At 45.7% G+C, this 22,623-nt stretch carries 25 protein-coding genes and 1 pseudogene; 5 read left to right on the top strand and 21 right to left on the bottom strand.

What is annotated here, in order from left to right; genetic code table 11:
* The first annotated feature begins 92 nt into the window (after window positions 1–92).
* Window positions 93–1,274, top strand: a pseudogene (locus U5R06_04460) (IS4 family transposase).
* Here U5R06_04460 and U5R06_04455 read toward each other — a convergent pair.
* The gene (locus tag U5R06_04455) at window positions 1,268–1,594 is read right to left on the bottom strand and encodes a hypothetical protein (GenBank protein ID MDZ7722083.1); all 327 of its coding nucleotides are present in this window, start codon (window positions 1,592–1,594) and stop codon (window positions 1,268–1,270) included. The pseudogene U5R06_04460 and the gene U5R06_04455 overlap by 7 nt on opposite strands.
* 134 nt (window positions 1,595–1,728) lie before the next feature.
* Window positions 1,729–2,337, bottom strand: coding sequence for a methyltransferase domain-containing protein (locus tag U5R06_04450; GenBank protein ID MDZ7722082.1), 609 nt, complete (start codon window positions 2,335–2,337; stop codon window positions 1,729–1,731).
* Window positions 2,338–2,660: 323 nt separating this feature from the next.
* On the opposite strand from U5R06_04450, the gene U5R06_04445 reads away from it, so the two are divergent.
* A complete protein-coding gene (locus U5R06_04445; protein MDZ7722081.1) occupies window positions 2,661–3,386 on the top strand; it encodes a GDSL-type esterase/lipase family protein in 726 nt (241 codons plus the stop codon).
* A 114-nt stretch (window positions 3,387–3,500) separates the two neighbouring features.
* Here U5R06_04445 and U5R06_04440 read toward each other — a convergent pair whose 3' ends face one another.
* The 15 genes from U5R06_04440 to U5R06_04370 form a co-directional block, all read right to left on the bottom strand.
* Window positions 3,501–4,964, bottom strand: coding sequence for a sulfotransferase (locus U5R06_04440; protein ID MDZ7722080.1), 1,464 nt, complete (start codon window positions 4,962–4,964; stop codon window positions 3,501–3,503).
* A complete protein-coding gene (locus U5R06_04435) occupies window positions 4,961–5,176 on the bottom strand; it encodes a hypothetical protein (protein MDZ7722079.1) in 216 nt (71 codons plus the stop codon). The genes U5R06_04440 and U5R06_04435 overlap by 4 nt, the downstream gene beginning before the upstream one ends.
* Before the next feature lie 107 nt (window positions 5,177–5,283).
* Entirely contained in the window at window positions 5,284–6,000 is a 717-nt protein-coding gene (locus U5R06_04430; protein MDZ7722078.1) for a class I SAM-dependent methyltransferase, read from the bottom strand.
* A 4-nt stretch (window positions 6,001–6,004) separates the two neighbouring features.
* Window positions 6,005–6,811 carry a class I SAM-dependent methyltransferase gene (locus U5R06_04425; protein MDZ7722077.1) on the bottom strand — a complete coding sequence of 269 codons (807 nt, stop codon included), beginning with the start codon at window positions 6,809–6,811 and terminating at the stop codon, window positions 6,005–6,007.
* Entirely contained in the window at window positions 6,801–8,189 is a 1,389-nt protein-coding gene (locus tag U5R06_04420) for a Coenzyme F420 hydrogenase/dehydrogenase, beta subunit C-terminal domain (GenBank protein ID MDZ7722076.1), read from the bottom strand. Before U5R06_04420 ends, U5R06_04425 begins: the two co-directional genes overlap by 11 nt.
* Window positions 8,176–9,084: a glycosyltransferase family 2 protein gene (locus U5R06_04415; protein MDZ7722075.1), complete on the bottom strand. Its 909-nt coding sequence runs from the start codon at window positions 9,082–9,084 to the stop codon at window positions 8,176–8,178. Before U5R06_04415 ends, U5R06_04420 begins: the two co-directional genes overlap by 14 nt.
* A 146-nt stretch (window positions 9,085–9,230) precedes the next feature.
* A complete protein-coding gene (locus U5R06_04410) occupies window positions 9,231–9,629 on the bottom strand; it encodes a CHAT domain-containing protein (GenBank protein ID MDZ7722074.1) in 399 nt (132 codons plus the stop codon).
* Complete coding sequence (locus tag U5R06_04405; protein ID MDZ7722073.1) at window positions 9,595–10,464, bottom strand: CHAT domain-containing protein; 870 nt, start codon at window positions 10,462–10,464, stop codon at window positions 9,595–9,597. The genes U5R06_04410 and U5R06_04405 overlap by 35 nt, the downstream gene beginning before the upstream one ends.
* A gap of 23 nt (window positions 10,465–10,487) precedes the next feature.
* A complete protein-coding gene (locus U5R06_04400) occupies window positions 10,488–11,339 on the bottom strand; it encodes a hypothetical protein (GenBank protein ID MDZ7722072.1) in 852 nt (283 codons plus the stop codon).
* Window positions 11,320–12,540: a tetratricopeptide repeat protein gene (locus U5R06_04395; protein MDZ7722071.1), complete on the bottom strand. Its 1,221-nt coding sequence runs from the start codon at window positions 12,538–12,540 to the stop codon at window positions 11,320–11,322. The genes U5R06_04400 and U5R06_04395 overlap by 20 nt, the downstream gene beginning before the upstream one ends.
* Window positions 12,541–12,664: 124 nt before the next feature.
* Window positions 12,665–12,847 (bottom strand): hypothetical protein, encoded by a 183-nt coding sequence (locus tag U5R06_04390; GenBank protein ID MDZ7722070.1) that lies wholly within the window; start codon window positions 12,845–12,847, stop codon window positions 12,665–12,667.
* 16 nt (window positions 12,848–12,863) lie between these two features.
* Window positions 12,864–13,370: a hypothetical protein gene (locus tag U5R06_04385; GenBank protein MDZ7722069.1), complete on the bottom strand. Its 507-nt coding sequence runs from the start codon at window positions 13,368–13,370 to the stop codon at window positions 12,864–12,866.
* Window positions 13,336–13,863 (bottom strand): hypothetical protein, encoded by a 528-nt coding sequence (locus tag U5R06_04380; protein ID MDZ7722068.1) that lies wholly within the window; start codon window positions 13,861–13,863, stop codon window positions 13,336–13,338. Before U5R06_04380 ends, U5R06_04385 begins: the two co-directional genes overlap by 35 nt.
* A complete protein-coding gene (locus U5R06_04375) occupies window positions 13,847–14,341 on the bottom strand; it encodes a hypothetical protein (GenBank protein MDZ7722067.1) in 495 nt (164 codons plus the stop codon). The genes U5R06_04380 and U5R06_04375 overlap by 17 nt, the downstream gene beginning before the upstream one ends.
* A 29-nt stretch (window positions 14,342–14,370) precedes the next feature.
* A complete protein-coding gene (locus U5R06_04370) occupies window positions 14,371–15,009 on the bottom strand; it encodes a hypothetical protein (GenBank protein ID MDZ7722066.1) in 639 nt (212 codons plus the stop codon).
* Window positions 15,010–15,325: 316 nt separating this feature from the next.
* On the opposite strand from U5R06_04370, the gene U5R06_04365 reads away from it, so the two are divergent.
* The gene (locus U5R06_04365) at window positions 15,326–16,555 is read left to right on the top strand and encodes a phosphoglycerate kinase (GenBank protein MDZ7722065.1); all 1,230 of its coding nucleotides are present in this window, start codon (window positions 15,326–15,328) and stop codon (window positions 16,553–16,555) included.
* A 350-nt stretch (window positions 16,556–16,905) separates the two neighbouring features.
* On the opposite strand, the gene U5R06_04360 is transcribed toward U5R06_04365, so the two are convergent.
* Window positions 16,906–17,316 carry a GxxExxY protein gene (locus U5R06_04360; GenBank protein MDZ7722064.1) on the bottom strand — a complete coding sequence of 137 codons (411 nt, stop codon included), beginning with the start codon at window positions 17,314–17,316 and terminating at the stop codon, window positions 16,906–16,908.
* A gap of 180 nt (window positions 17,317–17,496) precedes the next feature.
* Between U5R06_04360 and U5R06_04355 the strand changes: the two genes are divergently transcribed.
* Window positions 17,497–17,973: a hypothetical protein gene (locus U5R06_04355; GenBank protein MDZ7722063.1), complete on the top strand. Its 477-nt coding sequence runs from the start codon at window positions 17,497–17,499 to the stop codon at window positions 17,971–17,973.
* On the top strand, window positions 17,927–18,493 hold the full coding sequence (locus U5R06_04350) for a hypothetical protein (protein MDZ7722062.1): 567 nt from the start codon (window positions 17,927–17,929) through the stop codon (window positions 18,491–18,493). Before U5R06_04355 ends, U5R06_04350 begins: the two co-directional genes overlap by 47 nt.
* On the opposite strand, the gene U5R06_04345 is transcribed toward U5R06_04350, so the two are convergent.
* Genes U5R06_04345 through thrA form a run of 3 tightly spaced genes read right to left on the bottom strand, consistent with a single transcriptional unit; the run spans window position 18,452 to window position 22,613 of the window.
* Complete coding sequence (locus U5R06_04345; GenBank protein ID MDZ7722061.1) at window positions 18,452–18,859, bottom strand: VanZ family protein; 408 nt, start codon at window positions 18,857–18,859, stop codon at window positions 18,452–18,454. The two genes, U5R06_04350 and U5R06_04345, sit on opposite strands and share 42 nt — an antisense overlap.
* Window positions 18,847–20,160: a threonine synthase gene (thrC, locus tag U5R06_04340; GenBank protein ID MDZ7722060.1), complete on the bottom strand. Its 1,314-nt coding sequence runs from the start codon at window positions 20,158–20,160 to the stop codon at window positions 18,847–18,849. Before thrC ends, U5R06_04345 begins: the two co-directional genes overlap by 13 nt.
* Window positions 20,161–20,174: 14 nt before the next feature.
* Window positions 20,175–22,613: a bifunctional aspartate kinase/homoserine dehydrogenase I gene (gene thrA, locus U5R06_04335; GenBank protein MDZ7722059.1), complete on the bottom strand. Its 2,439-nt coding sequence runs from the start codon at window positions 22,611–22,613 to the stop codon at window positions 20,175–20,177.
* Between the last annotated feature and the right edge of the window lie 10 nt (window positions 22,614–22,623).

Below are 22,623 nucleotides of genomic sequence, written 5' to 3'. Positions count from 1 at the left end.
AAATATGACATAACACAAAAAAACACTTGACATTACGTCAAAAATTTCAAAGTCGACTTTCATAACATTAATAAATATAAGGTGTTATGGAAATGCGACGTAAATTCAAAAAGTTTAAGCCTCGACAAAAATCTAAAACATTCAAAAGACTAATGGAACCGATCAAGGCTATCTTGTCCAAGGTACCACCATTAGTTTCACGAGGAGATCGACCTCTGCAAATGACATTTGAAGATCAACTCAATGCCCTCGTGTTTTATCATCTTGAAGAGCATGAATCAGGGACTCATCTTGTCCAGGTTCTTCAAGAAGATACATTTGCTCGGGAGCATATTGCCCCGAAAGATGGAATCAAAAAAAGTAGCTTTTTTGAGGCTATCAACAATCGCGGCCTTCGAACAACTAGCTCGTTGTTTTTAATGAACTTCAAGCCAAAGCTGCGGCCACTATCCCAAATCAATTTGAACATTTGGGAAGCTTGTTGCCATCGATGGTTCTTTGATTGATGCTGTTCTTTCAATGACTTGGGCTGATTATAGAAACGGCTCTAAAAAAGGCAAAAGTTCATCTCGGTTTTGATATCAATCGGTCCATTCCAACAAAACTATATCTCACAGGCGGTTTAGCCGGTGAACGACCATTTGTCGATCAAATACTCTCTTCTGACCAGTCCGGCGTTCTTGATCGGGGCTATCAATGCCATAAACGCTTTGACCAATGGCAGGAGGACGGTCGTCAATTTTTCTGCCGCATCAAAGCATCGACGAGAAAATATGTCTTTATGCACATGACATAAAACCAGAAAGCATCTGTTTTTTATGATGCTATAGTTTTATTGGGGACGCCGGGCACCAATCAAACAAAAAAGTCGATACGACTTGTCGGTTATTAAAATCGGCAATGTAAAATACTGGATCGCGACAAATCGTTATGACCTCTCTGCAGAAGATGTTGCTCAGGCATACAAACTTCGTTGGGAAATTGAAAATTTCTTCGCTTGGTGGAAACGCACGCATCTCAAAGTCTATCATCTCATAGCTCGAAGTCAGTACGGACTTATGGTTCAAATTCTCGGCGGCCTCATTACATATTTGCTGCTGGCAATCTATTGTCATGAAAATTATAACGAAAAAGTTAACATCGAAAGAGTGCGAGAACTCCGTATTCAAATTCAAAATGAAGTGCGAGATTCCGACAAGAAAAATCGTAGAAAATCTCATAGAAAAAATCGACGAAATTACTCTACGTGCAAAAACCTAACCGGACGTTACTGAGGAATACTGACAAAACACCTGCAATAGAAAGGAAGCAGTCTGTAAATAAAATCCGAATATCCAAACAGTTCTGCAAACAATTTTGTTGTATAAAGGAAAAACAAAGGCACAGCCTGACCATACTCCAGGGGGCCGGTCAAACCGGAATAAGAATGCTTTAAAATATTCCAGGCCACACAAGCTTCGTCGAGCCATAAACTGCGGTTCCATAAATACTGGCGCGTTCTGATATACAGCCCCCAAAGGATGATAAAAACTTGCAGTATGATGTAAGGATTCGGCTTGTCCAGAAATCCTGTTTTCATGAATTTTGTTTTCACCGGGACCTCTTTTTTCAACGAATAGATTCATAATCCAATAAAACTATAATCAGTCACTGCGTTTATCTATAAAATCAGAATCAAACATGATATCAGGTTGTTTCAGAACCTGGGTGGTCAATCCTGTTGCCGGTTTATTTTACAGCCATTTCATATAAATTTAATCCGGCCTCAAAGCGGCCGCTTTGGATAGTGTGGCGATCGAATCCGGATAAAATGAGCAATTCTTTGAGTTCATCACGGGTTAACAAATCTTTGTGTTCCCGGAGCTCCTCCCGGCTGACCATATTAAGCTTTGCCAGAATAATCAAAATGGATTCTGTCCATTTGCAGGGTGTTGTTAAAAAAAACATCCCGCCCCTTTTTAAAACCCTGTAAATCTCGAGAAACAATTTTTTCCTGTTTGCATCATTAACATGCTCGACAAAAGCCAGGGCCGTGATCACATCAAAGGTGTTGTCTTCAAATGGCAGCTGGACATTGACTTGTAAATCCTGGTTTGTGAAATGGATATTCAGAGACGGGGTATAGACAGGAATCCGGTCTAAAGCGTATTTGTTCGTAAAATTGACTCTTGAAAGGAAAAATGGAAAAGTGCCGCAACCGATATCCAGAATGCTGGTTTGCGGGCCATTATGTTTTCTAATATAATGGGCGGCCAAAGCTGCTCTTTTCTTTGAAAGTAAATTTTCAAATAAACCACTGCCTCGGGTAAAGTTTGTTTTAATAACCGAGCCTCCCATCCTATATTCAACAGAAAATAACAAGCCCTTGAAATTTGTTGACATTGAGCCCTGATAAAACACGACCACAAACATCTGAACCCAAATCAAAAAGAGCAAGCCCGTAGAATTTCCGATAAAATATATATGGAATTTGAATTAGATGCAAGGAGGATTTTTTTGAACGGAAAAAGCAATAGAACCGTCCTGAAACAGTCCTCTTTACAATTTGCATGTAAAAGAACACACCCGTATCAGTTAAATTTCATTTGCTATATTATCCAGTAATTGTTATAATTGATTTCAAGCGTTATTTTTTTAGTTAAAAACCGGAGTATCATATTTTGCGTAAAGAATTTTTCAAACCCGACCCGGCTGTCAGGAAAAAACTATACATCATTTATCTCTTGAGTATTCACCTTTTACTCATCGGTCTGCTTTATAGTTGTGTGCTGTTTCGCAGACCATCGATCGAAAAAACTATTGATAGAACATCACTATATTACCACCGTCACGTCAAATATCATCTGAGAGCAACCGGTAACTGGCCGGATGGAAGTTTCATATTTATTGGCGACAGTCATATTGAAGGGCTTTGTGGTTCGGCTGTCGCCAATCCCGCTGTCAATCTGGGCATAGGTAAAGATACTATTGCAGGTTCGATTGCACGAATCGACCAATACCAAAATCTCTCAAAGGCAAAATGTATTATTCTCTCAATCGGAAGCAATGATTTGAATCGCCAATCCATCATTCAAATGATCGAAGAAATGACTATACTGATAAAACATCTTCCGGAAAAAGTGCCCTTTATTTGCTGCGGTCTGTTTCCCACATATGACACTCTTGGAGACAGAAATAAAAAAGCGAGATTGTTTAATCAAGAAATGGTAAAATTATGCCATGAATATTGCACTGGAAGTTTTATCGATATTTATGATTCACTGCTTGATGAGCAAGGCCGGGTTAATAAACAATACTATGATGCGGACGGTATACATCTGAATTCAAATGGAAATGCTATATGGATCAAAGCATTGAGAAACCAGTTAGCGGAGCACGGGGCCTAGTTTGTACCAGAGCAAAATCCTGGTTCACAAACAAACGGGTTCAATTTAATCAATAAATTCCGTGGACAGGACACTCTATTCTTTCATACGAATCAAAGTGCATCAACTGTAATTTTATAGAATAGACTTTGCTTGCAAGAGTGTATTGTACACTCGCTCTGCTTTTTCCAATACATGCTTATCGCATCCACCCCGCTCCCCTCTCATAGACGGTTCCCCAAACAGACCGGCAATCGCATCAAGTTGACCTTCAGTCGGGATATCCAGAGTCGTACAAATCCGTTCAAGAGCAGCCGCTCCCTGTCTGCAGGTTTGTTCATAGGGAATGATATACAGATTATCCATGAATTGACTCACAAATTCGAACGCGGAAATCCAGTAACCCAGCCAGTAATTTAGAGTCAACGGATTTCGCCGACCACAATATTCAGCAAACGCGGGAAACCGAATCGGCCGGTGCAGATCACCGAATTCATAATGGCCGATATCGCGCATATACTGGCGGACAAAGGGATCTTTTTCATGCAATTCCAGGAAATGCCTGTGCTGGCGCAGCAGCGAGGTCGCCTGTTCAAGCGGGTGGCGCAAAATAAGGAGGATGACAGCATCGGGGAACATCTGCGCAATGAGTTGCAGTCGTGAAATATTGGCATTGTTTTTAGAGACATAACGCGCCGTATCCCGGTGATCGGGGCATCTCAGGGCAATAATTTTTTTCATGTGCTGCGTAAAGAAAGAATCGGCTGCATCTTTTTCATCGTCAGCGGTCCACAGTTCAATGCCGGATGAGCTGTATTTTTCCGGCCAGAAACTGCGCCAGAGAATTTCTTCAAACGCCTCGGGACTGTCAAATCCCACCTGCATACCGTCCCCGTGCGCGCGTTCCCGCAGTTCTGATTTTTTCTGAAACACCCTGCTCATTTTGGCCCACAGGTAGGGTGTCAACAGAAACGGCATATCCCGGTAGGTATGCGAAGCCAGTGACGGGAAACGGCTTAGCACTTCCAGCATCAAGGTGGTGCCGGCACGCGGTAATGAGGTGATAAAAATGGGAGATTTTATTTCAATGTTTTGGAAACGTCTGCCGTACATCAACGATTCCAACCGGGTCGCAGATTTTTGCAATCCGATGGCGCTGAACGCCATCGTGTGCAGCAGCTGATCGGAAACCGAATAATTATTTGTCTGATCATCCCCGGTTTTCTTTTGTTTTTCAGTGATATAGAACCACACGGTGATCAGTACAGCTGAAACAAGGATCACCTGCCATTGGGCGAGAAAGTCAAGATAGGCGTCAATCGGCGCTGAGAATAACAGACCGGCGAGCCCTATGGGTACAAACGCCAATGCAAGAACAAACAAACTGCGCAGCAAGATGGAAAAAAAGTAGCCAAACATCCTCAAAGAGGCTTTCTGGATCTCTTTTTCGCGCATGAGATCATCCAGATCCTCATCCCCAAAGACGCCCAGAACATCCTTGAGCGCACTGAGAATGTCTCTGCCTTTTTGAATGACCCCTGATTTTTTCAACATGACAACAAATAATACAATAGACAGCGTCGAAATGGCAATGATCATATTTCGGAGGTATCCTGTTTTTTCTCACGTCGTTTTGCCATTAACCGTTTTACGGGATACCAAACGAATCCGATAATCGCCAATAATAAAGCCGCAACAAAGGCAATCAATGTGCCTATGGCGCTCAACCCGGATCCCGGTCCAATATAAGCAACCAGTGTGGCAATCTGTCCGGTTAGTAAAAGTGCAACAAATGTTAAAAGTACCTGCATTATTTTTCCTCGTTATAAATTAAAATCAGTTTTTATTCCACGTTAATGTAAAGAGAAAAATTAAAAAAGAAAAGAGCATTTTTGTGTTTTGTACTGGAAACCCAAAGTTATCGTTTGGCGATAATAAACTGATTCACATAAAGCCAGTTCAACACCCAGAGTTTGTAAATAAAGGCATCAATTTTCAATGATGCAACAGGCGAAACAGAAATATGCAAATACGGCAGGGCCGAGACGGGCGCCCACATAAATCTGCCGTATTCCGCACCCTTATATCCCGACCGAATGAAAAGTTCACGTAGCGATTTTTTATTCAGGCTGCTTTCGTGGTGGTCCTGAAGCAGACCCAGACGAGTGGCAATCTGATCCCACAACGGACTGGGGACGGTCGCCACAAACAAGCCGCCCGGTTTTAATACAGAATGTGCAGTCTGCAGTGCTTTTTCCGGTGTTTCGAGGTGTTCAAGCACAGCCAGGGCCGTGACCAAATCATACTTTTTACTCCGGATCTTGTCATCAAGATTAGAAATATCCCCCTGACAAAGGTGTATATTCGAGGGTAACGGAGGAGCCGTTTGCAGCAACTCGCGGGAATATTCGACACCTGTAAAATGAGCATTGGGAAAATATTTACACAATTGCAGCAGCGTCAGTCCTTCGGCTGATCCGAAATCAAGGATCTGCAGGTCCCGGTGACCGGACAGGTAGCGATCCATGATCGTTTTGATCAATGCCGCCCTGACCCTGTAACGGAATATCAGTTCAGGCTTGCGCTTTCTTGCCCATGCATAGTTTTTATCCAACACACCTTTTTGCAGCGACATATGCTTATATCCGGGTTTGTTTACGGAGAATAAATGTGCGACGCAGCGCTATTTTTTGTTTTATTGATTCGGGGAGATATTGTTCCAGTTTTTCGTTCAGTGTAATGGAAAATCTGTTTTTAAACGGCAGGATGACCGTGGAATTTTCCGCCAGAATGCGCAGCCTGTGTTTACGAAAACTGTGCAGCAGCTTTTTTCTGGCGATGAACCGATGCGGCCCTTCGCTATGGTTAATATTGACAATCGCGGCGATCCAGTGCACAATCTCCCAGCCGACGTTCGGACAGGTCAGGATACATACTCCGTCTCGCGTCAAGACGCGGCTCAATTCAGACACAAACTGATCATATTGATAAACGTGTTCTATCGTTTCATAGGATAATACAAGATTGAACGAATCATCATCAAACGGCAGCGGGAAATCAGTGATCTTTACAGTGTTATAACAAATCTCTGTGCCTGTTAATTTTTTTTCCGCACACTTTTGCAGGAAATCAGAAAAGTCCACAAGTGTTACGAAAGACATATCAATCTTGCGACTCCAGTATTCCGTTCCATTCCCGCTTCGGGCCTGAATATCGAGCGCCACATAGGTTTTATTCTCCAGATACGGCGCCGCAAGTTTCCAGGATTCTGTAAAGCGTTTATCATAGGTATACAATCGACTGTTAACCTCGTCATAGGCTGTCACGGTATCCCAGAATTTTCCAACCTGGGTCAGTGTCCAGGGGCGTTGTGTATAGTATCGATATTCATCGCAGAGCCGGGACCAGACCCCTCTGAATGTAAAGTGATACTCATTATGGGTCATGGGGTATCCCCTGTTCTTTAAAACGCTGCTGTTCAAGTCCGCTGCGTTTTGTTCTTCGGGACAGGCTCTTCCATTTATAGCGCAAAACATCAAACTTTGGACCTAAAATTCGCGGCGGTATATGTTGCACCAGTTTGCGGAAAACCGGGCGTTTGCCGAGTGCAAACAGACAATATATCAGTATTTCGATCAGTATTCTTTTTTTCGGAATCCTGACAGGTGAATAACCGAAATCCGGATGTTTCATTCCCAGTGCTTTACGGATTTTAAAACGGATGAACGCGCCTCTTTTCTTGAAATCCAGCATATGCGCGTGCATGGCCATAGCATGGTCAGGCGATATTGCGCTCAATTCAATGCATTTTTCAGTCTGCATAGCGCGCAAAAGTTCCACTCCCTTTTCCGAGCGCGCTGCCGCCACTGAGAATCCCATTCCCTGCCGGATATAGCGGGGCGACCAGGCGTCGCCGACAGAAATATCAGTCAGCTCATTGGTAAAATCAACAGAAAGCAGCGAACTTTGCGTGATGTAAAAAGGAATCAAATAATTGTAATAAAATTTTTTAGCGGTTAAAACGTTTCCATCTTTTAACTCTATTTTCAGATAGCCGGGCCACTCGCCGTCTCTGTACTTTAGCGAACGGATTTCTGAAAGAGACTGAACCCGGTTGCTTTTCAAAAAGCTCTCGACCGCGCCAATATACATCAATGTGCCCACATACAGGCCGATGATGTATTTTATTTTCAGGGCGGGTTCGTAGCGTCGCATTTGCAGGTAGCGAATTGACGCCACCTGATCCGGTGTGCCCACAAAAGCCAGCCTGCCGTCAAATGCCTGGATTTGCGCCAGAATCGTGTTCACCGGCACCGGTGTATAGACACTCTGCCCGCCGTCAAGGATGTCCGCGGGGGTATGCGCAATCACAGGTCGTGCCAGCCAGGGTGTGTCGTTGCACATTTGCACTATAACAGCGCCGTCGATCATTTTTTGCTGTAACAGGTAAATCAGCACCTGTGAGACAATGCCTCCGGAGGCCGAGTTTTTTCGAATCACGCGGTCTCTGGAATAACCGACATACAATGCCCGACAGGTTCCCAGCAGCATATTTTCAGGTGTTTTGCCGAATACATAGCGGTTCAGTTCCGGATAGGACAATCCTTTTCCGGGACAGGCATCGTAAATCAGCGGATCTTTTAATGTCTCATTCCCCCGGTTTAAAACCGGCAATGGTCCTGATGCGGTCTCTATCATGTTCAGAGCGCCGCCGGCAAGCCCTGCACAGGTTCCGCAATGAGTACAGAGTCCATGATTAATCACATTGTTCTTCAGGTACTCGAATTGATCGCAATAGACCATATCTGCTTTATTTGTTTTCAATTGTTTCACTTTTTTTTCTGAAACTTGCATGAATACGGGTATTGATCAATTCCGCCAGTAATCCGAGTGCACCAATCTGAAAGGCGGCCATCAGAATAGCCATGGTGCTGGCATCAGCGAATTGGCCCATAACAAACACACTAAACAGCGCCCAAAAAACAGCGACAAGCACGAGAACCAAGCTCAGAGAAAAAAATATTTTCAGCGGTTTAAAATACAATCCGATCTTTAAAATCAGATTAACAAATCCCAGGGTATCATGTACAGGGCGTATTTTTGAGCGGCCTTTGCGCTCAAAATAATCAATAGGATAATATCGGACCGAATAATCATTGGTGAGCATTGCCAAGGTAATGGTTGTCGTAAAAGAAAATCCGTCCGGCAGGATGCTCAGAAAACCGACCAGAGCCTGTCGGCGAAAGACCCGAAGCCCGGAATTCAGATCCGGAATTTTTTCACTGACAAGCCAATTGGCAATCTTTTTTAGCGTCCATTTGGTCAGTCCGCGGGCTTTTTGAGATTTGATGTATTTCCCCTGTCTATCCCCTACGACCATATCATAAACCCCGTCGGCAAGCTCATTGACCATTACAGGCAATTTATCATTCGGATAGGTCTCATCCGCATCTGTTATGCAGATTATTTCGGAAGAACTGGCTAAAATTGCTGTCTTTAGCGCCGCGCCATACCCTTTTTGCCGGGAATGCCTGATGAGTTTGACACGACAGGAAGATGCGATCTTTGCGGTGTCATCCAGTGACCCGTCGTCCACTACAATACATTCCCAAACACGCGGATCGGAATCCATCATGATCTGCAACTTTTCGATTGTGTTGCGGATGCTCTCCTGCTCATTAAACGCAGGTATCACCACTGTAATATCAGGGTTTTCCACATGTCTCAAATAAACGACCTCCAAAAGCTGTTTAATCAGAAACAATCAAGTGCGGAACAGTATTGATAATCGAACCCATGCATTTATAAATAAAATACAAACGATACATCCTCAGAAACGGCCCCACATTTTTCAGGGAACAGCGATCAACGTACATTTCGCCGTTTATGCAGGACGACCCCGGCTAATGTGAGCATCACTGCCGCAGCAAGCAGGTACAACCACGCTTTAGCTGCGGCGGCCCGACTGCTCCCCGGATGCCCGTACAGCGCAAAAGACGCCCAGAAAAACGGATGCTGAGCATGGTATTTAGAGGGTTCTCTTTCATTGGTCAAAACCTGCCGCTTTGCAAAAGTCAGAGCTTTTGCCGTCGGGATATTCTTTTTCAGATAAAACCGGTAAAACTGCGGCATCAATCTGGATGTAAACTCGTCATCAACCTTCCAAAACGACATGAGCACTGATTTTGCGCCGGCATATAAAAACTCACGCGGCAAGCTCATAATCCCTTCACCGCGCACCACTTTGCCCACTGCCGGTTTCACAGGCGCTCAGTGTCACCAGATCGCAATTCAGAGGCAGGGTTTCGATTTCGTAGCCCATCAAGATCCCGTCGTCTGAGGTTGAATCAGTGCGAGCCAGGAGCACCCCTGAAAAGGCTTCATACACGGTATCGGCAAATGCGTGGGTGGCAAAATGCAGAATATCGGCATGCGGCGCTCTTTTGTTAACCGCGTTTTCAGTAGCCGATTCGCGTTTCAAAACACGCTGCCTGGAAAACAAATCCCGATTGACTGTGATTCCAGTTCCGAGAAACGGCAGACTGCCGAACACCCAGTCGAACTGACTGCGCAGCCGCTGTCGGGCGGCTGAATTTTGATGTTCGTCAGCCGTGGGATTGGCCAGCACAAGAATCGAGTTGTTGCGGGTTTTCTCAGGCCCCACAATCAAAAAGTAAGCAGACGGAGAATAAGAGATTGAATATGTGTGAAGCAGAAAATCATCGGAATAATCCGGGATATCCGGCGGATAATAACAGGCGCGCGAGGTTTTCCGGGTCAGCAACATATCAAAAGGCAGATTATAGAGCGGCGCGTCCCGGATAATAACCAGATTTTCAGGTAACGGCATTTGATCAACAACCGGCTGAATCAACCACTGATAAAGCTGGTAGGCAATATGAGAACGAAAGGCCGGACTGTCCATGCCAAGGTTTTGAATAGTATGAAAGGGCACCAGCAGCGAATCGACTGCATTTCCGATCTCCGGCGCGTCCACCGGCAGCCGTATCACATCCATAGTGTTGTTAGTGATCGCCAGGACATAGCTCCCGTCTGTGGAAATATGATAATACAACAAGGCGCTGTTTAAATCCTGCAAACGCGATTGCAGATCCTACAGGATCAATGATGAAACTCGGGTGTGCTTGTGTAATCCGAATCAATCCCGCTTTCCGCTTCGGCTTTGCGCATGAGCAATGTCAATTTTTCATTTTCCAGTTCTTTCAAAAGAGAATCTATTAAAGCCGTATCCTGTTTTGCGGTTTGTCTGAGTTGGCTCTGGATTCGGCTGATTTCCATGCAGGATTGTTGATAAAGTGTATCCTGTCGCAGGACCCGAACACGCTCGTTAAATGACTGGCGATTTCTAACCCGGTCTCTTAACACCAGAGCCCGTTGTTGTTCTTCGAACCGCAGCAGTGAATCGAGATAGACAGACCTTCCTGTCTGCTGGTAGAGTCGCTGATAACACTCAGAGATTCCTCTCAGATTGTTCAGGTTAATATCAACAAACCCGATACGCAAATCGTCGGCAGAAAACCCGGCGGCGGACTTTATAAAAATCCGGTTGCTGCGCTTAAAATGCACAATAGCCTGTTCACAACTGTCCAGAGCCACAAGCCCGGACGCTAAAAATGATTCAGCGTTCATCGGTATGAGATTGCTGGTCTGCTCGTTCACCCGGGAAAGGATCTCCCTGCAGATCGCGAGACCTTTAATGACCTGTCCTTTTTTTATAAAGGTATCCGCCAATTCCAGCCGGTTGAAATCTTTTTTATATTTGGAGCCACACTTTAGGCAAGCATCAATAGCTTTTTTATAGTACAATTCGGCATGCTCCAGATCCCCCTCTGCTTTATAGCTGTCCGCTATTTCCGATAGCCAAAAAGCTCTCAATTTCGGACTCGTATCACTGGATGTTTTTAATATATGCTCTAGTTCGGGCCGGGTTTGTTCACAATTGCCCTGACTCATTTCCAGACCCAGCAGGGACAATGTTCAGTTGCAGGGTCAGATCGGCATATTGATTTTCGCGGGCTATGTTCAGCGCTTCTGAATAGTATTTATAGGCCAAATGAAAGGCGTGCATTCTGTCAAACAGTTCTGCTTTTTCTAAAATCAGCTTTGCGTACTCGAGAGCATCATTCTGTTTCCCGGCTATTTCCCGGGCTTTTTCATAGTATGCAAGACATTTTGTATAATTATATAACCCGCTTTGAACATTTCCCAGCTTTGTGTAGGTTTTTAATGCACGTCTATATTCATGCAAGGCAACGAACCCTGTGGCGGCTTTTTCGAGATAAGGCTTTGCGAGATTATATTTATCCTGATTCAAATAGACAATTCCCAGATTATTCTGAGCCATACATAAAGGAAACATTGCATCCGTTTGTTCGCCCGCTTTTACGGCCTTTTCATTGAGTTCAAGGAATCCGATAGGGCCGGATTCTTCAAAGGCGATACAAGACAAGCCTATAAACGCTTCAGAAAGATGATAACTGTCACCCACTTGTTCCGAGCATTGCTTCATTCGCAGAAAAGCATTTTTTGCGGCCTGCATATCATTGACCTTGAATAGCGCAGCTCCGTAATCATAGAGAGCCGTAGATGAGAGATGCGACATCCCGACCCGATTGAAATAACGGACGGCTTTTTGAAAACGGCCTTTATTTTGAGCCTGAAAGGCGAAAAGGGAAAATTTAAGAGGGTCCGGCAGGGTGTTGTGGTTTAACAGATGATGCAGCTCTTTTTCATTCTCTCTATCAGCAAACTTTACAATATCGCGCAACATCTCGTAGGGCGGTTCGCTGCATGTCAGAGCATCCTGAAAATGTACAGCGGCCGCGTCTGTCTGACCGACATAATCATACAAACGGCCAAGCATCCAGTTTTGAAAACATGGATTAAAATGATGCGGTTTGTTAAAAAACTGCAGGCCGCGCTGTATTTGATCAAATTTATACAGCCGCTCAAGATATTTTAAATAGGCCGGGTGAAAATCAGGCAGGTTGAGTATGTTTTCTTCAAGCCGGGAAACCTGCTCATTTTCAGGCAGTTGTACAATATCCCGGAGTGAATCATAAAACTTTAATTCCTGTTTGACCGTGGCGGACTGCAGAGATGCGGACAACAGGATACAAATGATGCTTGAAGACAAAAAACGTTGCATTTTCATTGACTTTCCGTTGATATTATTCATAAAATAAACAACACCTTTGGTAAAAGTCAAGATAAATATGGTTGCGCTCAGATAAAACGAAACAGGCAGTAACATGTACGGCCTGTTTTGGGCAAGCTTTTCATCGTGCAGCCGGGTCCGGTTTGTCGTCGCCGTTATCATCTTCCCCGGTTTGACTTTTAGCAATTGCAGTTATCTTTAGAGCCATTTCGCTCTGTTTTTCTTTGATTTTTTTCAGCAATGCTACGATCCACAGCAATAATCCAACACCTGCAACCGCGATAACCAGCATGACAGTTTGCATACATACCTCCGATAAATTAATTTAAGGTTTTCAGCATCCTCGCACCGTCTTTATAGAATCGGCTTTGTTCCGATATCAACTGAAAGGCTTGCGCCGCTTTTTCTTTTTGATCGGCTATGGTGTAAATCAATCCTTTGAAAAAGTACAACTCGTCTTTTGATGTTCGGGCCGCCTGTTCCGCCTGGATGATAGAGTGTATCGCGTTATCGATATATTCTTTTGATTTGTGCCGCCTGTAAAGGGCAAGATTGGATAAAGCGGAATAAAAATGTACAGATCGCGATAGAGAAGGATTTTTTCCTGTCAGCACGGATTCTGCGTTTGAAAATTGATTCAAGGCTTTCTGATACTCACCCGTTAAATAGTCGGCAAATCCGATTCGAAATAATTCGGCGGCCTCTTGATTGACCTCAGAATCTGCGCTGCGCAAGGTGTGTACAGGCGAATAATAGGGTTTACATTTTGAAAAGTAATCATTCAGCAGCTTTTCACTCGATGCCGGCCGCATGATCAGCATAAACACAGCAACGGCTGCGGCGGCCAGTGCAAGACCCGGCAGCGGCCGGTTTTGTCTTGAAAAAGTGACCTTTACGGACGTTGGGTTCGCTGTTATCGGTCTTTCCGGTTTTGATAAAGTGAAGCAAAGATTCATTGGAAAGCATTTGCAGACCATACGGTTCCGATTCATCCCTCACTTTATCCGGACCTGAGGGTACCTCGATATCCTGCAAAACCTGCTGCAGAAAATCAACAAAATCCGAATCATAAAGGGCATGCTGCAAAAACCGTTGCGCTTGCCATTTTGTGAACGAACCGGACAGAATTTGCGTGATCAGTTCCTGGGATTGTCTGATGTTTAGAGGATGCAGTTCCTCTGCGGCGCCGGAGCGAGGTTCGGCTATTTTCAAACAATCGCGCACTGCGTTTTGGCAACAAGCCGGGATAGAGCAGGATCGCGGCAGTTTACCCCGCTGTCGAATGAACCGTCTTAGACATTCTTTAAAGTGATTCATCATGGCCTCCCCCGTTTTTCTCATCCCCGTTCATTCGGGTGTGATATCTTTCTTCGATTGCCCTGCGTTCAATTTCATAGTATTTAAAAAACGCAGAATAATAAGCAAAACACCAATAACAATCATTCAAATGCTTAATAAATGCCTGAATTTGGCGAGTTGAAAATTTATCATTCGGACTTTTCACAAGATAGCCGATAAAAAAATCCAGATTATCTTTAAGAAAAAAATCATAACTTTGACACGAATAACGGGGTAATGTTTCAAAACAGGAATTCACATCAGATAATCCTTTATATCGCTGGTACAAAGCATGAATGGATTCAGGACAACCGTCATCCTTTTCCGCTGATTCAGAGAGCCGATCAGATTTCGCATCGTACTCGGAAGCATCATCATCCTTAACAAGCCCCTGACGGCGCTGTAAATAATGACTCAATGTTGCAATGCAGTGAGCGATTTTCCTGACAGAATCCTGCACGAATGTCCTTTCACAGTAATAGTGACAAATTATTGCCAAAAACTTACATTTTTTTCGCGTGCCTGCGCCAATTCCCGGCGTGTGCGATGAACGACGACGTCGACGACCCGGTCTCCCAGATCATGAAACAAAGGCTGACTCTTGATTTGATCGGGATTCAAGTCCGCAAAAACATACAAATTGAACAATAAAATATCGCGTTCATTTTTTTTGCTGCTGCTCATTGAACGCAGTTGATCCACAATGCACTCGTAAATCTCACGCTTTTGCGGAGGAGATACATGTTGCAGCCAATCAGGCCGGTCATGAGGAGAAGTGGAATCAAAGAATCCGGGAAACTGCTTGCCGAGTTTTCTATTGGCGATACGTCTGGAAATAACCCCGATATAGGCGCGAAACGCATCCTCATTCGTTCGCTTGTCAAAGCGTTTCAACAATAAAAAATCGTCTTTGCACAACTCGGCAAGAATATCAAGTACAATATCATGCACAACCTCGTGCTTTTGCATCCCCAATCGCTTTGCATGCCATAAACTGCAGGCTTTATGCGCGATCTTGTACATGTATTTTTTGTATTTTTCGACAAAAAACCGCCATCCCTCATCAAATTGCTCGGATTCCTGGTTTGTACAAATCTTTAGCATGTCTTCAATTGTAAACTCTCTCATCCTGCAACCTCCCGTTTGCCGAGGATTGATTCCTGTTTTGATGCGGTTTGTTCGCTGCAGCCCGTTCAATCAATTGGTCTATGCAACATAATGAAAATTAGCTTGAAATTCAAATAATATTTTCCAATGCATTGATTTTTCAACGGGCCATGCAAATAGTATCCAAATCCTAAATTCAGCCCTTGTCATAGAGTCTATGCCTTCTCTATCGGGGTATTATCAAATAGAGACATTTTATTTTTCTTGATTTTGGATATAAAAACTCTAAATTTATAGACTGATAATAAACTGAACATGTTGTATAAACGCATGGAGGATAAATATGAACAAACAAACCATTGATGATCTCAGTCTGAAAGGTAAACGTGTACTCGTAAGAGTTGATTTCAATGTTCCGTTGACCGAAGACAAAAAAGTGGGGGATGACAAACGAATTGTCGCGGCTCTGCCCACCATTAAAAAAGTCATTCAAGACGGTGGAAAAGCCATATTGATGTCGCATTTGGGACGTCCGAAAGGCAAAGTCAAACCGGAATTTTCACTGGAACCGGTCAGCAAAAAACTGAGCGAGTTGCTCAATCAGCCGGTCACCTTTGCACCGGATTGCGTCGGTGAAAAAGCTGATAACATTGTGGCTGATATGAAAGAAGGCGATGTGGTTTTGCTTGAAAATCTGCGCTTTCATCCGGAAGAAGAAGGAAAAAAAGACGGTGAAAAAATATCCGAGCAGGACCGACAATGGTTTATAGACGGACTTGTGTCGCATGCTGATGTTTATATTGACGATGCATTCGGCACAGCGCACCGCAATCACGCCTCCATGGCCGGCGTCCCGCGCAAGCTCGGTCAGGGCGCGGCCGGTTACCTGCTGCAAAAAGAACTCGATTATTTTTCCAAAGTGTTTGAAAAGCCGGAAAAACCGTTTCTGGCCATTCTCGGCGGCGCCAAAGTTTCCGACAAGATTCAGGTTATTGACAATTTGCTGGACAAAGTCGACAGTCTCATGATCGGCGGCGCCATGGCGTATACCTTTTTAAAGGCCAAGGGAATCGATGTGGGCAAATCGCGGGTGGAAGAGGATTATATCGAAACCGCAAAAGAATATTTGAAAAAGGCAAACAACAAAGGCGTCACCCTGCTGCTGCCTGTGGATCATGTGGTGGCAAAAGAATTTCCGAGCGGGGATACGGGCCAGGGTGACATTACGTCTGATGCGAGCATTGCGTCCGATTGCATGGGCCTCGACATCGGTCCCAAAACCATCAAAGCCTATACCGATCTGGTCAGTCAATCCAAAACCATTGTCTGGAACGGTCCCATGGGTGTTTTTGAAGTCAAGGGTTTTGACAAGGGCACGTTTGATCTGGCAAAGGCCATCGCTGAATCTTCCGCCACATCCGTGGTCGGCGGCGGTGATTCGGCGAGTGCAGCCAAAAAATCCGGTCTGGCTGATCAATTCAGTCACATTTCCACCGGCGGCGGCGCCAGTCTGGAACTCATGGAAGGCAAGGAACTTCCGGGTGTAACCGCTTTAACAGAAAAGTAAATTACAAAGGCCGGATTTGTTCCGGCTTTTTTTATGATTGTTTTTTCTTTTGCGTGTATATCTTTTAAAAACCAATTCACGCAAAGAAGCAAAGGTCGCCGAGAAAAGTGCAAAAGATATTCCGGTTTTCTTTCTCTGCGGCGTTGCGCCTCGGCGTGCATTGTTTCAAAAACCAATGCACGCAAAGACGCAAAGGTCGCCGAGAAAAGCGCGAAAGATATCCCGGTTTTCTTTCTCTGCGGCGTTGCGCCTCGGCGTGCATTGTTTCAAAAACCAATGCACGCAAAGACGCAAAGGTCGCCGAGAAAAGCGCGAAAGATATCCCGGTTTTCTTCTTTCTCTGCGAATCCTTATTTTAAATTCTCCTCCACCTCTTCCTCCAACCCTCGCACCACTCGCACAATACCATCCCGCATCACCGGCACATTGAAATTCAACAACAGACCTAACTTCGTCCGGGTTTGCTGTAAATAGGTGAATACCTGTTTTTTGTAAACAGGATGCAGCCGTTCACAGGATTTGACATCTACGACTACCGTCTCTTCAACGATGACGTCCAGTCGATACATCCCTTCCTTGATCACCGCATCTTTATAATTCATGGGCAGCAACAACTGTCTTTGAAAGGCAATGCCTCGCTGTTTTAATTCATAACACAGACACTCTTCATACGCCGATTCCAACAATCCCGGTCCAAGTTCCCGGTGCACCTCAATAGCCGCTCCAATGATCTGATAGGATAATTCATTTTCGTAAAGCATAGAAACCTCCCCTCTTTTAATGAATAAAATACAGACAACAAAAAATATATTCGGATTTTTTCCCTCTGCGGCTTTGCGCCTCGGCGTGCATTGTTTTAAAAACCAATTCACGCAAAGAAGCAAAGGTCGCCGAGAAAAGCGAAAAAGATATTCCGGTTTTCTTTTTCTCCCTCTGCGGCTTTGCGCCTCGGCGTGCATCTTTTTAAAAACCAATTCACGCAAAGAAGCAAAGGTCGCCGAGAAAAGCAAAAAAGATATTCCGGTCTTCTTCTTTCTGCTGGCTTTGCGCCTCGGCGTGCATTGTTTCAAAAACCAATTCACGCAAAGCAGCAAAGGTCGCTGAGAAAAGTGCAAAAGATATTCCGGTTTTCTTTCTCTGCGGCGTTGCGCCTCGGCGTGCATCTTTTTAAAAACCAATTCACGCAAAGAAGCAAAGGTCGCCGAGAAAAGCGAAAAAGATATTCCGGTTTTCTTTCTCTCTCTCTGCGGCTTTGCGCCTCGGCGTGCATTGTTTCAAAAACCAATTCACGCAAAGAAGCAAAGGTCGCTGAGAAAAGTGCAAAAGATATTCCGGTTTTCTTTCTCTCCCTCTGCGGCTTTGCGCCTCTGCGTGCATTGTTTAAGAACCAATTCACGCAAAGAAGCAAAGGTCGCTGAGAAAGCAAAAAAGATATTCCGGTTTTCTTCTTTCTCTCTCTGCGGCGTTGCGCCTCGGCGTGCATTGTTTCAAGAACCAATTCACGCAAAGAAGCAAAGGTCGCAAAGAAAAGCAAAAAAGATATTCCGGTTTTCTTTTTCTCCCTCTGCGGCTTTGCGCCTCGGCGTGCATCTTTTTAAAAACCAATTCACGCAAAGAAGCAAAGGTCGCCGAGAAAAGCGAAAAAGATATTCCGGTTTTCTTTCTCTCCCTCTGCGGCGTTGCGCCTCGGCGTGCATCTTTTTAAAAACCAATTCACGCAAAGAAACAAAGGTCGCAAAGAAAAGCGAAAAAGATATTCCGGTTTTCTTTCTCTCCCTCTGCGGCGTTGCGCCTCGGCGTGCATTGTTTCAAGAACCAATGCACGCAAAGAAGCAAAGGTCGCAAAGAAAAAAAATGATAGTTTGGTTCTCTTCTTCTCCCTCCGGGGCTTTGTTCTTATGTTTTTTCTTTAGCCAAAAACTTTACGAACCCAAATAAAACCAAAGCAAACAAGATTCCAAACCCATTCGCCATCATATCGTCCGGATTGAATTTGCGAAAAGGGATGAATATTTGCAGACATTCACAAAAACAGCTGTATGCCAGCACCGCAATCGATACCCCAAAAAGCTTTTGAAACGCCAACACGCCGAGCAACAACAAAACCGAATAGGCCAAACTATGTATATAGAATCCCTGATCGGCGGTCAAAAGGCCCTCATCCCCGGTGACCGATTGCTGCACCGTACCCGGCGTTACGCTGAAAAAAAGAATCGCGGCCGCACATCCCCAGAAAAGAAACAAAAAAACACCGCGCCCCTGATCACCGAAAAGAATACGAGGCATCCGGGCTATAACGTCCATAAAAAGTCTTTAAACGCATCAAAGCGGTTATCCAACGGTTGCGCTTTTTTATCCATGTTCAGACAGCGTTCAAGCGCCGGCGGCAGCTGCGGTTCGAATTCCAGCGCCCGGCTCACGGTTTGCCGAAATTTTCCGGGATGCGCTGTCGACAATACGATGGCGCGATCAGCAATCCCTGATAAACCGGAACTTCGAGAGCGCTGCAGCGCTTCCAATGCGACCGATGTATGCGGGTCCGCGATATAACCATAATCCGCATAAATCTGCTGCATGGTTTGCAGCGTAGACGCATCGTTCACCGAGGTCGATCCAATACGGGACGCAATCTGTTCAACCTCTCCATTGAACAGATAACGAATGCGTTCCCAGTTGGAGGGATTCCCGACATCCATGGCATTGGAAAGCGTGCGAACAGAAGCGCGCGGTTTGTATTCTCCGCTCTTTAGGTATTCGGGCACCACGGCATTGGCATTCACCGCAGCAATGAACCGGTTGACCGGACATCCCATCTGCGCCGCAAACAATCCGGCGCAAAGATTACCGAAATTGCCGCTGGGCACACAGACATCGATAGCGTCCGAATGTTCAGCATCATAAAGCTCGAGAACACCTTTGAAATAATAAATCGATTGCGGCAGTAATCTGCCGATATTGATGGAATTTGCCGAGGACAGGGATTTTTTTGCATTCAAGTCAGGGTCCCGGAACGCTGTCTTGACCAGCGCCTGACAATCATCAAACGTACCGTCCACCTCCAGAGCGACAATATTATCACCGAGTGTGGTAAACTGCTTTTCCTGCAGCTTGCTCACCTGGCCGGAAGGATACAGCAGTACGATCCGGATGCCTTTAACGTTGTGATAGGCATGCGCCACAGCGCTTCCGGTATCGCCCGACGTTGCCGTCAAAATCGTCAGTTCCTGATTTTCGCGCTGCATAAAGAATCCCATGGACTTTGCCATAAACTGGGCGCCGAAATCTTTGAACGACAAGGTGGGACCGTGAAACAATTCCAGAATAGAGGTGCGATCATTCAGGGGTTCCACATTCGGGGCAAAAGAATACGCTTTTTCAATAATTTGCTGCAACTCTTGCGCTTGCAACTCGTCTTTTAACCAGGGGGTCAGGACGCGGAACACCAGGTCGCGATAATCCAAACTCGCAAAATCCCGCAGATCACCTGCGTCAAACCGGGGAAACATCACCGGCATATACAAACCGCCATCCGGCGCTTGTCCGTTGAACAGGGCTTTGCGAAAAGAAACGACAGGGGATTGATCTCGAGTGCTTTTACATTGCATAAGTGTACAATCCGTTATGGAAGATGAAAGCCTAAATTGATTATATTGGCAAAAATGCCGCCGGCCGTAACTTCAAGTCCGGCGCCCGGACCCTGCACGGTCATGGGATTGTCATAATAACGATTGGTGACAATTTGAATGATATTGTCGGTGCCGTCCGCGCGCGACAACACGTGCTGACGGTTCACGGCCTGGATACCGACTTTGGGATTTCCGTCTTCGAGCGAAGCCATATAGCGCAGCGCTTTGTTTTCACTCTCGGATTTACGCCGCAGCTCTTCGAATTTGGCATCCATTTCCGGGAGCTTTTTCCAGAATTCGTCCAGGCTGCCCTGATTAAATTCATCCGGAAGCGGCGGATCGATCTGCACCTGACTCAACTCCATCTGCAGGCCTATTTCACGCGCAAGAATCAGGATTTTACGCGCCACATCCATGCCGGACAGATCATCGCGGGGATCGGGCTCGGTGTATCCTTTTTCAAAGGCCTCCCTGACAATGCGGCTGAACGGCTGATCCGCGGACAATTTGCTGAAAATAAATCCCAGAGTACCGGAAAAAATACCTTCAATTTTCAGCACCTGATCACCGCTCTGCAGCAGGTCTTTGATGGTGCTGATCAGCGGCAAACCTGCGCCGACGGTGGTTTCATAATAATAATGCAGACGATGATCCTGAGTCAGGTCCGCCAGCTCGTCATAATAATCCTGCCCCATGGTGTTGGCGCGTTTGTTGGGCGTGACGATGTGAATGCCGGCGCTGAGGAAATCAGCATAAGTAGAAGCGACCTGATCACTGGCGGTCACATCCACCAGAATACTGTTTTGCAGGCGCAGATCATGAATGATGCTGATCAGTTCGTTCATGTCCGGTTTTTTATCGGATTGATCCAATAGCGTTTTCCAGTGATCCAGATCAATCCCGTCCTTGTTGATCACCATGCCGTCAACGTTGGCAATGCCGCACACCTGGATATGCAATCCGTTTTTATACGCCAGAATATTCTGTTTTTCCTGAATCTGTCTTAACAGCGTTCCGCCGATATTGCCGGTGCCGACCACAAAGAGATTCACCACGCGCCGGGACAGATAAAACGCGGTATGGATCACATTCACCGCCAGTTCGGCGTCATCTTGATGGACCACCAGAGACACATTGCGCTCGGACGCGCCCTGGGCGATGGCCACCACATTGATTGAATTCTGACCCAGCGCTTCGAACAGTTTCCCGGAAATACCGGGAATGCCGGCCATATTCTCGCCCACCGCCGCAATAATCGCCAGATTATCCTGCACCAGAATTTCGTCAATTTGTCCGGAGACACGTTCCGCTTTAAATTCTTCTTTGAGAGCCTCGAGGGCGGTTTCGACCTCGACAGAGCGGATAACAAAACAAATGCTGTGCTCTGAAGACGCCTGAACGATCATGATAATATTGATCCCCTGATGCGCCAGTGCGCCGAACAGCCGGCTTGCAATTCCAGGCACCCCGACCATACCGCTCCCCTGCACATTGATCAGAGAAATACCATGAAAGGAAGCAATGCCTTTGACCGGATGCTCGGGATCGCCGCTCTCGGCAGAGATAACCGTGCCCTCTTTTTCAGGCGAAAAACTGTTTTTAATGCGCACGGGAATGCCTTTTCGAATGACCGGAGTCAAGGTTTTGGGATGAATGACCTTGGCGCCAAAATAGGACAACTCCATGGCTTCTTCATAGCTGACCGTCGGCAGCACAAACGCGTCGCCGACTTTGCGCGGATCCGCGGACATGAATCCATCCACATCCGTCCAGATCTCAATCTCTTGCACATTGAGAGCCGCTCCCATCAATGCCGCTGTGTAATCGGAGCCGCCGCGTCCCAGGGTGGTGGTGATGCCGTCTTCGGTCGAACTGATAAATCCGGTGACGACATAAATTTGATTGTCTGTGAAATAATTCTGAATATTGGCAATGGTCTTGTCGCGCAGCACTCGTGCGTTTTCGCGGCGTTTTTCAGTAATGATCAGGTCCCGGGCATCGACGTAAGACGCCAGCGAACCGCTGTTTTTCAAAAGCCGGGTCATCAATTGACAGTTCAGCCGCTCCCCGAAACTGAGAATATGATCCAGGGTCCGGTCTGAACATTCCCGCACCATACTCACGGCGCGCAGAATATCCTTGAGTTCATCAACAGATTCCCGCAAGACGCGTTCTACATCCGGATCCGTGAGTTCATCGGGATACACCTCAAAATGCCGATTGCGAATGTCTTCCAGTTTCTGCATGGCCAGGGGACCGTCCTTTTCAGCCGTTTTTGCGGCGCTTAGCAGCTGATCGGTCACGCCGCCCACCGCAGAGAGCACCGCGATTACGGATTCACTGCGGGCGGCAATGTCTTTAATAATACGCGCCACATTATTCACGCGTTCAGCCGTCGCGAGCGAACTTCCACCAAATTTAATCACTTTCATAGAATAACCT

The sequence above is a fragment of the candidate division KSB1 bacterium genome (genome assembly GCA_034521575.1).
In the GTDB taxonomy this organism is placed as follows: Bacteria; Zhuqueibacterota; Zhuqueibacteria; order Residuimicrobiales; family Krinioviventaceae; genus JAXHMJ01.
This window is presented reverse-complemented; position numbering and strand designations above follow the sequence as displayed.

What these genes read in the sequence shown, in the direction of transcription:
- U5R06_04450 (MDZ7722082.1), bottom strand. Translation starts at nt 2,337, where the DNA reads ATGGGAGGCTCGGTTATTAAAACAAACTTTACCCGAGGCAGTGGTTTA.
- U5R06_04440 (MDZ7722080.1), bottom strand. Translation starts at nt 4,964, where the DNA reads ATGATCATTGCCATTTCGACGCTGTCTATTGTATTATTTGTTGTCATG.
- U5R06_04435 (MDZ7722079.1), bottom strand. Translation starts at nt 5,176, where the DNA reads ATGCAGGTACTTTTAACATTTGTTGCACTTTTACTAACCGGACAGATT.
- U5R06_04430 (MDZ7722078.1), bottom strand. Translation starts at nt 6,000, where the DNA reads ATGTCGCTGCAAAAAGGTGTGTTGGATAAAAACTATGCATGGGCAAGA.
- U5R06_04425 (MDZ7722077.1), bottom strand. Translation starts at nt 6,811, where the DNA reads ATGACCCATAATGAGTATCACTTTACATTCAGAGGGGTCTGGTCCCGG.
- U5R06_04400 (MDZ7722072.1), bottom strand. Translation starts at nt 11,339, where the DNA reads ATGAGTCAGGGCAATTGTGAACAAACCCGGCCCGAACTAGAGCATATA.
- U5R06_04395 (MDZ7722071.1), bottom strand. Translation starts at nt 12,540, where the DNA reads ATGAAAATGCAACGTTTTTTGTCTTCAAGCATCATTTGTATCCTGTTG.
- U5R06_04390 (MDZ7722070.1), bottom strand. Translation starts at nt 12,847, where the DNA reads ATGCAAACTGTCATGCTGGTTATCGCGGTTGCAGGTGTTGGATTATTG.
- U5R06_04380 (MDZ7722068.1), bottom strand. Translation starts at nt 13,863, where the DNA reads ATGATGAATCACTTTAAAGAATGTCTAAGACGGTTCATTCGACAGCGG.
- U5R06_04370 (MDZ7722066.1), bottom strand. Translation starts at nt 15,009, where the DNA reads ATGAGAGAGTTTACAATTGAAGACATGCTAAAGATTTGTACAAACCAG.
- U5R06_04360 (MDZ7722064.1), bottom strand. Translation starts at nt 17,316, where the DNA reads ATGCTTTACGAAAATGAATTATCCTATCAGATCATTGGAGCGGCTATT.
- U5R06_04345 (MDZ7722061.1), bottom strand. Translation starts at nt 18,859, where the DNA reads ATGGACGTTATAGCCCGGATGCCTCGTATTCTTTTCGGTGATCAGGGG.
- thrC (MDZ7722060.1), bottom strand. Translation starts at nt 20,160, where the DNA reads ATGCAATGTAAAAGCACTCGAGATCAATCCCCTGTCGTTTCTTTTCGC.
- thrA (MDZ7722059.1), bottom strand. Translation starts at nt 22,613, where the DNA reads ATGAAAGTGATTAAATTTGGTGGAAGTTCGCTCGCGACGGCTGAACGC.